The sequence below is a fragment of the Cupriavidus sp. SIMBA_020 genome (genome assembly GCF_046535395.1).
Classification (GTDB): Bacteria; Pseudomonadota; Gammaproteobacteria; order Burkholderiales; family Burkholderiaceae; genus Cupriavidus; species Cupriavidus campinensis.
Map to the genome: position 1 here is coordinate 1 of NZ_JAWRWU010000249.1, position 325 is coordinate 325.

The window sequence follows — 325 nt, forward strand, 5'->3', positions numbered from 1 at the left end:
TGGCCGCCGCGTGCGAGCGCTTCATCGCGGAAGAGGGCGACGCGCTGTCGGCGCAGTTCGGCGCCGCGCTGCCGCGCCTCGCGAACGCGCGGCCGGGCGTGCATCGCGGCCTCGTGATCAGCGGCGATCAGTTCGTCGCGAGCGCCGCCGCCGTGGGCGCGTTGCGCGCGCTGCTGCCCGACGCGCTGGCGGTGGAAATGGAAGGCGCCGCGATCGCCCAGGTCTGCCACGAATACGACGTGCCGTGCGCGATCGTGCGCACCATCTCCGACACCGCCGACGAACACGCGAGCACGTCGTTTTCGTCGTTTCTCGCCGATATCGC

The 325-nt window shown here is 72.0% G+C and carries 1 protein-coding gene; it reads left to right on the forward strand.

Annotated elements, in window-relative coordinates:
• On the forward strand, positions 1 to 325 hold a 325-nt coding region (mtnN, locus tag SB751_RS29050), incomplete at both ends, for a 5'-methylthioadenosine/S-adenosylhomocysteine nucleosidase (protein ID WP_410748914.1).